This is a genomic window from Bacillus sp. SRB_8 (genome assembly GCF_003264205.1).
GTDB lineage: Bacteria > Bacillota > Bacilli > Bacillales > Bacillaceae_G > Bacillus_A > Bacillus_A mycoides.
Genome location: NZ_NADT01000019.1, coordinates 1 through 11686, shown reverse-complemented (window position 1 = coordinate 11686; position 11686 = coordinate 1). Strand labels below are relative to the sequence as shown.

At 34.6% G+C, this 11686-nt stretch carries 4 protein-coding genes; 3 read left to right on the top strand and 1 reads right to left on the bottom strand.

Annotated features, from left to right (window positions below; translation table 11 throughout):
- Positions 1-515 precede the first annotated feature (515 nt).
- The 3 genes from B5P40_RS15605 to B5P40_RS15595 are packed head-to-tail and all read left to right on the top strand — an operon-like array spanning position 516 to position 10046.
- Positions 516-1493: a SagB/ThcOx family dehydrogenase gene (locus B5P40_RS15605; protein WP_113709408.1), complete on the top strand. Its 978-nt coding sequence runs from the start codon at positions 516-518 to the stop codon at positions 1491-1493.
- Between the two features lie 32 nt (positions 1494-1525).
- Complete coding sequence (locus B5P40_RS15600; protein ID WP_113709407.1) at positions 1526-8536, top strand: non-ribosomal peptide synthetase; 7011 nt, start codon at positions 1526-1528, stop codon at positions 8534-8536.
- A 55-nt stretch (positions 8537-8591) separates the two neighbouring features.
- A complete protein-coding gene (locus B5P40_RS15595) occupies positions 8592-10046 on the top strand; it encodes a pyridoxal phosphate-dependent decarboxylase family protein (RefSeq protein ID WP_113709406.1) in 1455 nt (484 codons plus the stop codon).
- Between the two features lie 88 nt (positions 10047-10134).
- On the opposite strand, the gene B5P40_RS15590 is transcribed toward B5P40_RS15595, so the two are convergent.
- Complete coding sequence (locus B5P40_RS15590) at positions 10135-11091, bottom strand: alpha/beta hydrolase (protein ID WP_070139341.1); 957 nt, start codon at positions 11089-11091, stop codon at positions 10135-10137.
- Positions 11092-11686: the final 595 nt, after the last annotated feature.

The following is an 11686-nucleotide window of genomic DNA, read 5'->3' as shown; positions in this document are numbered from 1 at the left end:
AGAAAAGACACCTTAATTGGTGTCTTTTCTCTATTTTGAATACGATATGTTAGTAACTCACTTGTATGTAATAGTATGTTACATTTTTACACTAACTTCTAAAGAAAAATTTTAAATTCTTTTCTTAATCTATTTGTAATAAATCTCATTAGGAAATTTTATCGCTATAACAAATAAAACTTTCTCAATATTATTTTGTTTAATAACTATTTCCATCTGCTTTCCAATCCATTACAATAATTTCACATTGAAAATACATGGAAATTCTCAATGTTCCAAATGGTTTATACCTTATAGGATTACTATGGGAAAGGATGTAAAATGTCTAATAAAAAATCATTTTTTATGACGAAATAAAAAATTTCAATGAAGAAAAAGTTATTTCATTATTCTCAAGTTACGTTGAAGTACATGTATTTATAATCACTATGAAACAAAGGGCAGAATCTAAGGACTATTTTTGTAGATTAGAAAATTGTATTTTAAAAATAAGTAAAACGTTTATGGAGGGTTATATGAGCGAGCAAATTTATTACTGGTCTCCTATTAAGCATTGGGAGAAGTTGCATAATGAAATTTTGATAGGAGAAACAAGATTTACAGGCGTTTTGTCTGAGTGGTTTCCTGAGTTTTATTTTTTTACTCAAAAAGGTGTGAAAATTAGTGAACTAGTAGAGCACTTTTCGTTAGGAAATGTAGAAGAGACACAAAAAACAGTAGAGCTTATGATAAAAAATCGTGTGTTAGTAAGTAACATATTACACCCAAGAGAAGTATTTTCCACACAAGAAAAGATTTTTCCGAATTCATATAGCAACCAGATTCGCTTTTCTAAAGAAGATTTAGATAAGTATATGAGTGAACAATTGAATCGAACACACCATGCTGTGCGGTCAACCGAAATTCAACTTGAAACAACAAATGAGTTACCCACTATAATCAAGGAACGTAGGTCTTGTCGCCAATTTGATATGAAAAAACATATTAGTTTTTTAGAATTTTCCCAATTCATATCAACTCTAAAACAGGTTAGGAAAGAACATATATACTATCATTACGCAAGTGCAGGCGGACTCTACCCTATTGATATCTTTATTTATATAAAACCAAAACGTATAGAAGGTATGAAAGCTGGGTTTTATTATTATAACCCAGCAAAAAACTGTCTTGTGATTGTAAATAATATTGATCAAGTAATCAAAAGTGATCATGAGTTAATTAACCAAGATTTATTTACTCAGTCTGCCTTTTCAGTTTATTTGGTTTATAATGCGAACGCTTCCATCCCGAAATACGGTTCAGATGGATATTTATTTGCTTGTATTGAGTCTGGTATTATCACTGCTACCTTAAATATGGTGGCTGAGACATTGAATTTAGGCGTTTGTTCAGTTGGTCATATGAAATTTGAAGAGATTCAGCAATTTTTATGTTTGGATAACCATCAAGTATTTCTCCATGGGCTTGAAGTTGGCTTGAAAATTAACGAATAGATGAAATGAATATTAGGGGGATAAAGATAAAAATGCACATTAAAGATCGAAGTTCGATTCATGAAAATAAAGGGGTAGAGGCGTTTTGGAAAGAGCAGTTATCTTCCGAGGTTCTCGATTTTTCTGTATTTAATAGCGGTTACCAACTAAATAAAGAAAATCCTTGCGAGCACGTTCAAGTCATAATGAATGTAGAGTTTAGTAAAAGTATACAAAAAGTAATTAAGTCTCAAGATTTATTATTATTTAGCTGGTTACAGGCCGCGTTAAGGATTTGTTTGGCACACTATACAGATCAAGAAAGGATTACTATTGGTATTCCTGTAATTGAAAAGAATATTGAACAAAGCGAGAATCTTAATAAGTTGATTCCTTTAGGAAGTGAAATCTATCCGCATCACAGCTTTAAACAAGTAGTAAATCAGATTGAACAAACGACTTTATTCGGGTATGACAATCAGAGTTATCCACTCTCTGAATTATTAGCGAAACACCATTTAACTCCTTTTCAAATTGTTATTGGGATGGAAGGATTACATAATAAAAATTTGATAGAAGAATATGCAGAGAATAATTTAGCCATCTGGATACAAAGAAAATGGAATGAAATACATAATGAATTTGAAATTCAAATTTCTTTCAAGTCTCATTCATTCTCTTCTTTGCAACAGTTTGCAAATTCATATCTTTATGTTTTAAAGCAAGTGTCAACAAATTCGAATTTGGCTGTGAAAGATATTTGTATCATTTCAGAAGAAGAGAAAGAGTTGCTAGAAGAATTGAATCAAGGTCAGGCGGACATAGAATTGTCTCAATCATTTCAAAATTTGTTTGAGGAACAAGTGTTAAAAACCCCAGATCAAATTGCTGTTGTTTGTAATGATCAATCTTTGACATATAGAGAATTGAATAAGAAAGCAAATCAATTGGCCTCTATTCTTCAAAGTAAAGGTGTTTCCAAAGAAAGTATTATTGGGGTTATGGTAGATCGGTCATTGGAAATGATCATTGGCATGGTGGGGATTTTAAAAGCAGGAGCAGCGTATTTACCAATCGATCCTAACTATCCAAATGAACGAATTGAATATATGTTACAAGATAGTCAAGCGAAATGTTTACTGAGCAAGCGAACAGAAGTAGAATTGCCGCAATTTGCGGGTGAAGTGCTGTATCTTGATGAGGAATATCTCTTCCAAGGTGAGGAAAGTAATTTAGTTCGAGAAAGTTATCCTAATGATTTAGCTTATGTTATTTACACATCGGGATCGACAGGGAATCCAAAAGGGGTAATGGTAGAACAGAAATCTCTTGTCCATTTTTTAAGTGTAATGAGAGAAAAAGTAAAAGATAATCAGTCATTCTTGTTTCTTGCTAGTGTATCTTTTGATATCTCCTTGTTAGAAATATGTCTGCCTTTAACACAAGGTTCGAAAGTAGTTATTGCTACAGAGGATCAGTTCGCAACAAAAGAATTAGCTTATTTGGTCAAAGAACATAAGGTGGATTTATGGGAATCAACGCCATCGCGAATGGAAGTGATTTTGAGTGATCCAGAAGGGGCAAATTTTCTAAAAGATTTAAAATCTATTTTGTTAGCAGGAGAAGCATTTTCCATTGATTTGGTTGAAAAAATTCGATGCATCAGTGAAGCGACAATTTTAAATATTTATGGTCCTACAGAAACAACCATTTGTGCAACAGTAAAGGATTTGAGCTCTGCCAAAGAAGTTACGATTGGAAGTCCCAACCCGAATTATCATTCCTATATATTGAATAAGTATGGTCAATTAAAACCATTTGGAATTCCGGGTGAACTCTGCATTGGTGGCGTGGCGGTAGCACGAGGGTATCTTGGGAAATCTAAACTGACAGATGAAAAGTTTGTACCGAGTCCCTTTACGGCAGGAGAAATGATGTATCATACGGGTGATCTCGTTCGTTGGTTGCCTAATGGAGAACTTGAATATCTAGGTCGAATGGATCATCAAGTAAAAATTCGGGGATATCGGATTGAATTAAGAGAGATCGAAAGCCAGTTAAGGGAATATCCAGAAATAAACCAAGCTATCGTTGTTGATCAAGTATATGGAAATAGGAAATTATTAGCTGCGTACTATGTATCGGATAATAAGGTCTCTTTTGATGAAATCAGAAAATATTTAAGTGATAAATTACCTGAGTTTATGATTCCTGAAAAAATGATTCAGGTGGAAGAGATTCCGTTGAATCCAAATGGGAAAGTAGATAGGAAAAGGTTATTAGATATAACACAAACAGATTATGTATCAATTCCATACGTTGCCCCGCGCAATGAAATTGAACAAAAATTGGTGCATGCATGGGAAAAAGTTATGGAGATTGAGGGAATCGGTATTCATGATAATTTTTTTGCTTTAAAAGGAGAATCGATTAAAGCACTTCAGGTAATTAATCTATTAAGAAAAGACTGCTTAAAAATAAGTACAACAGATTTTTTTAAGCATCCCACGATTGCTCAACTTAGTACTTGTGTAAAGTTAGAGCATAAAACGGAAAACTTTGAAAATAGACCAACCCATGTTAAAGATTTGTCTAAGCCATTTCCCTTAACAGAGGTTCAGACAGCGTACATGTTAGGACGGAATTCACAGTTTGAATTAAGTGGTATTTCACCTCAAACTTATTTTGAATATGAAACAGAATTGAATATCAATCGTCTTTCAAAAAGTTTTCAAAAGGTAATTCAACGTCATCCGATGTTACGAGCTGTAATTTTACCAGAGGGAGAACAGCAAATATTACAAAGCGTTCCTGATTACGAGATTGAAATAGTAAGTCTCATAGATTTAGATGATAGGAATCAAAATGCTCGCTTACAAGAAGAACGTTCTCGAATGACTAATCATGTATTTCCTTTAGGGCAATGGCCTTTGTTTGAATTAAAAGCCTTTCTTTTAAAAGAAGACACGTATTTATTATGTTTTCGATACGATGCTTTATTAATGGACGGAGCAAGCATGAACATCGTTGGACAGGATTTGTTTCATTATTATTATAAACCAGAGCAAAGGTTAGAACCTCTATCTTTTGATTTTCAAGATTACATGTTTATCTATGATGAACTGGAACAAAGTACAGAATATAAAACAGCAAAAGATTATTGGACAAGTAAGCTTCCTGACTTTCCGTTTGCGCCTTCTTTGCTGTTAAAAAAGGATCCGGCAGAGATTGCTACTCCTAAGTTCCAATCACTTAATAAGATCCTGGACAATGAAATATGGACAAAGCTACGAAAGTTAACACAAGAGAAAGAAGTAACTCCTTCGGCTCTGCTTTGTACAATATATGGTGATGTATTGGCATATTGGAGTAATCAACGTCGATTGGCAATTAATTTGACTGTATTTAACCGTTATCCTGTTCATGAAGAAGTAGAGCAAATTGTGGGAGATTTCACTTCACTCATCTTGTTGGATGTTGATGTGAATCCAGATCAATCTTTCTTTACTAGAGTAAAAGAAACGCAATCTACTTTATTAGATGGTCTCGAACATCGCCATTACGATGGAGTTAATTTCATTCGAGATTTTACTCGATATCATCAAATGACGCCAAAAGCAGTTATGCCAATTGTTTTCACCTCGATGCTAGCAGGTGCGGGGGCTTTTGCTTGGGAACAACTTGGTTCACTTCGCTATATTCATGCTCGGACTCCACAAGTGCATTTGGATAATGTGGTAATTGAAAAAAATGGAGAGTTATTAATTAGCTGGAACTATGTTGAAGAATTGTTTGATGTTGATGTGATAGAAGCGATGTTTCACCAATTTGTTGACTTATTGGAACAATTAGTGAAACAAAGTGACGTAACATCTTTGCAGATGAAAGAGTTAGACCATGCTTTAATTGAGCAATACAATGAGACAACAGAAAAAATACCGTCGACTACTTTAAATCAATTATTTACAGACCAAGTAAAACGTACACCGGATGAAGTAGCAGTAGTTTTTGAACAAGACTACTTAACATACTCGGAGCTTCATAAGCGCTCCAATCAAGTTGCGCACTTTTTAAAAGAACAAGGAATTGGTCTAGGTGACAAGGTTGGTCTTTTAGCACAAAGACGAGTTGACACAATTGTTAATATGATAGGTATTTTAAAAGCAGGTGCCGCTTATGTTCCGATTGATCCCGACCATCCTTCAGATCGCCAAACATATATTTTAGAAAATAGCTCATGCAAACTTTTATTAGAACCTAGTCTTTATGCAGAAAACCGCTTGTCATTATACACAACAGAAGATATGCCTGCTATTGCTGGTCCGGAAGATCTTGCCTATATTATCTACACTTCAGGAAGTACAGGAAAACCGAAAGGAGTAATTATTACTCACCAAGCGGTTGCAAATACCATTCAAGATATTAATCAAAAATATCAGGTAAATGAAGATGATCGTATTATTGGTATTTCTTCTATGTGTTTTGACTTATCTGTATACGATATTTTCGGAACGTTAAGCACAGGTGCAATGTTGGTAATGATTCGTGACCCAAGAGACATGCAAGAATTAATCCGTACTGTCGAACGTAGAGGAATTACAATTTGGAATACAGTACCTGCAATTATGGATTTGGCATTAGATCAAGTAGGTTCTCATTTTGAACATTCTTCCTTGCGTTTAGTTTTACATAGTGGAGATTGGATTCCACTTTCTTTACCAGAAAAAATAAAACGACATTTTCCGATTGCGGAAGTAGTTTCACTCGGAGGAGCAACAGAAGCATCGATTTGGTCAATTTATTATCCGGTCAAACAGGTGGAATCGCATTGGAAAAGTATTCCATACGGGATTCCTTTGGCAAACCAAACGTATTATGTGTTGAACTATGAAAAGAAAATGTGCCCTGTTGGTGTAATTGGAGATTTATATATCGGGGGAGTGGGCCTTGCTAAAGGATATTTAAATGATGAACAGAAAACAAATGAAGCATTTGTATCACATCCTGATTTTGGTCTTATTTACAAGACAGGAGACTGTGGAAAAATGCATCCTGAGGGATATATTGAATTTTTAGGCCGCCAAGATTATCAAGTCAAAATTCAAGGATATCGAGTAGAGTTAGAAGAAATCGCCCATTGTCTTCTCACTTACAAACAAGTCGAACATGCAGTAGTGATTGATCAGACAGATGAGTATGGTATAAAATTTTTAGTCGCATATGTGGTAACTGAGAAAAATATTAGCACAACAGAACTTCGAAAGCATTTGCGAGATCACTTGCCAGGTTACATGATTCCTTCTTATTTTGTTTATTTGGAACAATTGCCCTTGACTCCAAACGGGAAATTAGATAGAAAAGCGCTCCCTACTCCGGAGAAACAAACAAATGAAGTATTTATTGCTCCAAAAACGGAAATGGAAAAAATATTAACTAGTGTTTGGCAAGAAGTACTCAAAGTAAATCGGATTGGAGTAAATGATCATTTCTTTGCCTTAGGTGGAGATTCGATAAAAGCGATTCAAGTTTCCGTCAGACTGTATAGACAAGGATTTGAGCTGGAGCCAAAAAATTTATTTTCATTTCCTATATTAGGAGACATGGTTCAATTTGTTAAAAAGCTTGATCATCTTCCAAATTCGCAAACAAGTGATGTAAACAAAATGAACGATAATAAAGTTACAGTACTAAATGTTAAAGATAAACAACTTAATCAACATACACTTATCAAAATACAAGAAAAAATGCCGGATATAAAAATAGAACGTATTTACCCATTGGCACCTTTCCAGGAAGTTATTTATGAACATGCTGCGACTGAACCTGATACAAATGCATATTTTGAACAAATAATTTGGGCACTTGAGGGGGAGCTGGATATTAATCTCTTTATTCAGTGTTTCCAACAATTAGTTGATCGCCATGATTCTTTAAGAACGATAATAGTGCAAGATGAACAAGCAAAACCTTGGCAAGCTGTTATACATGATGTTCAAATGATTTCAGAGATAAAAAACTTGATTGAGATGCCGAAACAAGAACAGCAAAAATTCCTAGACCAATGGATGAATGAAAATTTAAGTCAAGGATTCAAAAATGATGAACTTATGAACCGCCTCTGTATATTCCAACTAGGTAATAATGAGCATAAGGTGGTTTGGAGTTCCCATCATCTATTATGTGATGGTTGGAGCGTCAGCATTTTGATAGACGAATTATTCCAGCTCTATGAAACAATAAATGCGGGAACTACGGCAGAGTTACCTATGGTGAAACCTTTTGAGACATTCATAGATTGGACTGTAGCACGAGATCATGAGAAAGCACGTCATTTTTGGCGGGATTATTTATCAGGATACAATCGGAAAATTAGTATTCCTAAAAAGAAAGTACCAACTCAAAGTGAAGGGTTAAATTTCACATTTATGGATTTAACATTAGATAAGGATTTGACTAATCAGTTACAGACATTTGTAACTAAAAACAATATAACTATGAATTCGGCATTACTAGCTGTATGGGGAATATTGCTTGGCAAATACAACGGAATGAGAGAAGTAGTATTACCTAATCTAGTATCAGTCAGACCTCCCGAAGTAGAAGGGATTGAAAATATGTTCGGTCTGTTCACAAATGTTTTGCCTATTCGACTAGCATGGACAGAAACGCAATCTTTTGTGGACTTCCTGCAAAAAGTACAACTAGAAACATTGAAATGTAATGAGTATGCATACTATTCATTTGTTGATATACAAAAACAAAGTGAATTAAAAACTGAGTTGACTGACCATCTTTGGGTTTTTGAAAACTATCCGACTAACTCAGCTATCTTTTCTTCAAATAAAAACAGAAATTTTGCCATCACAGATTACGAAGTTGTTGATGAGCCTCATGTAAAGTATGGAATTATGTGCTTCCCTGAAGAGAAACTTACAATAAAGTTTGGATATGATCAAACCGTATATGAAGCGGAGAAAATACAGGAAATATTGAATCACATCCATCAGTTAATCAACATGATTCTTCAAAATCCAATACAGGCAATCGGTGATTACAAATTATAAAAAATGAAAAGGCGAGCAAGAACTCGCCTTTTTAAATAGAATAGGAGTAAACCAAATGACAAAAAACTTGCAGTTATCAGCCGAAGAGATGCGTCAGTTAGGATATCAAGCGGTGGACTTGATTGTTGATCATATGAATCATTTAAAAAGTAAACCAGTTTCGGAAACGATTGATAGTAATATTTTTAGAGACAAGCTAATTGAAACGATTCCAGAAAACGGATCCAATCCAAAAGAGTTACTTCATTTTCTTAATAACAATGTGTTTAATCAAATTACTCATGTGGATCATCCTCATTTTATGGCTTTTGTGCCAGGTCCTAATAATTATGTTGGTGTAATAGCAGATTTTTTAGCAAGTGGGTTTAATGTATTTCCTACAGCTTGGATAGTAGGTGCAGGTGCTGAACAAATTGAATTAACGACAATCAACTGGTTAAAATCAATGCTAGGATTCCCTGATTCAGCTGAAGGGCTATTTGTCAGTGGCGGTTCCATGGCTAATTTGACTGCACTTACTGTAGCGAGACAGGTCAAGCTGAATAATGACATAGAAAATGCGGTTGTGTATTTTTCTAACCAAACTCATTTTTCTGTAGATCGAGCACTTAAAGTATTAGGTTTTAAACATCATCAAATTTGCCGAATTGAAACAGATGAAGATTTAAGAATTTCAGTTAGTACTTTAAGAAAGCAAATAAACGAAGATCGATTAAAAGGGAAAAAACCATTTTGTGTTATTGCTAATGCAGGGACAACGAATTGCGGAGCGGTGGACTCCCTCGATGAATTGGCTGATCTATGTGGTGATGAAGATGTATGGCTACACGCGGATGGTGCTTATGGGGCTGCAGCAATTCTCAGTGAAAAAGGAAGGGAGGTGTTAAGAGGAATTCATCGTGCTGATTCTTTGACGTTAGACCCGCATAAATGGCTTTTTCAGCCTTATGATGTTGGTTGTGTACTCATTCGCAATAGCCAATATTTAAGTAAAACGTTCCGTATGATCCCAGAGTATATTAAGGATACGGAAACTAATATAGAAGAAAAAGTGAATTTTGGGGAGCGTGGAATTGAACTTTCTCGTAGATTTAGGGCATTAAAGGTATGGCTTTCTTTTAAAGCATTTGGAGTCACAGCTTTTCGTGAGGCAATAGATCATGGCATTATGTTGGCTGAACAAGTTGAAGAGTTTTTAAGGAAAGAAAAAGATTGGGAAGTAGTAACACCTGCCCAATTAGGAATTGTTACTTTTCGTTATATTCCTTGTAAGCGAACGTCTACAGAAACAATTCATGAAATAAACAAAAAACTGGTGGAAGAAATTAATCAAAGAGGATTTGCTATGCTAAGTACGACTAAATTAAAAGAAAAAGTAGTAATTCGACTTTGCTCTATCAACCCGAGGACAACATTAGAAGAAATACTTCAAATCATGATGAGCATTAAGGCGTTGGCAGAGGAAATAAACACATCGCCTAAACATCTTATATCTGTTTCTCAACCTTGATATATTAGGTGAATTTTACATATTAATAGCCGATTCTAAATGAGAATCGGCTATTATACTATTTACGAGTGTTTTTCTTGTAAAGGGATTAAGCCTCAACCTTAGAGACTCTTTTGAAACCAGTCTTTACTGCTTGTACCATTTCGTTTACAGCGTAAATAGATACATCGGCATTTGGATTTAACCCTTCAAACCAGTGATAGGCATTTGGATATAAATGAAACTCGACATCAACACCAGCTTGCGCTAGTTTGCTTACATAGGTTAATGTTTCACTGCGGAATGGATCTAATTGACCAACAAATGTGTAAGTATATGGTAAATCACTATAATCCTCTGCTCGAGAAGGCGCTGCATAGACAGGGATTTGATCTGTTCCATACATTTCTCCTAAATACATTTTCCAACCAGCTTCATTTGCCTTTTGATTCCAAATAAATCCTTCTTTAATTTCATTCGCTGAAGGTGTATTATTTCGGTCATCAATCATTGGATAGAGTGGCATCTGTAAACAAATTGAAGGATATTTTCGATCTCGGGCTAATAATGATAATGCTGCTGTTAGTCCACCTCCAGCGCTTACTCCTGCAACCCCAATTCGATTCGAATCAATGTTTAATGACTTCGCATTATCAGCAATCCATTTTAAAGCTGAATAACAATCCTCAATTGGTGCTGGGTAAGGGTGTTCAGGTGCTAAGCGGTAGTCTACAGACACGACCACACAGCCAGCTTCTTTTGCAAACCTCATACAAGTATCATCGTTATCATCTATAGACCCTAAGATATAACCACCACCATGTATCCATAATAAGACAGGTAAAGGTTCATTATTTGATTTTGGACGATAAATTCTTAATGGTAACGGATTATCATCAGGTCCAACAATGACTTCATCTGTTAACGAAAGGGATTCATCAACAACGGTAGGTGGTCTCATTTGAGCTATTCCTTCTCTGATTGATTGCAAGTTTTCCGGGTGTAAATCGAGATTTGGAAACATCTCTAACCCTTGTAATAACTCTGGATTTACTCTTGTTTTCATTTTAGCACCTCTATTTGTAATTGTTTTCGAATAAATGAAGTGTATTCTAAGTAGTTTAATTGTGAAAAAATATCACAATTAAATTGTAAATTGGATATGCGATAAAAGTCAACAGAATATTCGGAAATTAAAGCCTTTCTCAAGAAGGAGTTTCACGCAACCAATAATACAAGTAGTGGATTTAGGAGCAAAGTGTTTTCATGTCGTTGTATTTATGTACACTTAGTCTTCTAATTAAACCAAGTGATAATCCTTTTTATTTTAATGACATATTGCAAGTGATACCTATTCGAATTCATACTCGGAAAGAATTAATCCATTTTCATTCCTTAATATATAATTCAGGGAAATACTCATGGGCAGGCATTAATATAGGAAAACAGTACAAATTAAAATAACTGTTTAAAAAAATTCCTTTTATTTGGCTAGAAAAGGAGTAGATTCTTTTTTCTTATCTAGACTCATGAAGAAGTATGAAAATCAGAATTTATAATTCAAAAGCCAGCTTAAAGTAATTGCAATAATTACTTTGGATAGTAATCTTAAAAAAATATAAAAAAGAGAAGAACTCACTGCAGTGACCCCTGTCAAGTAG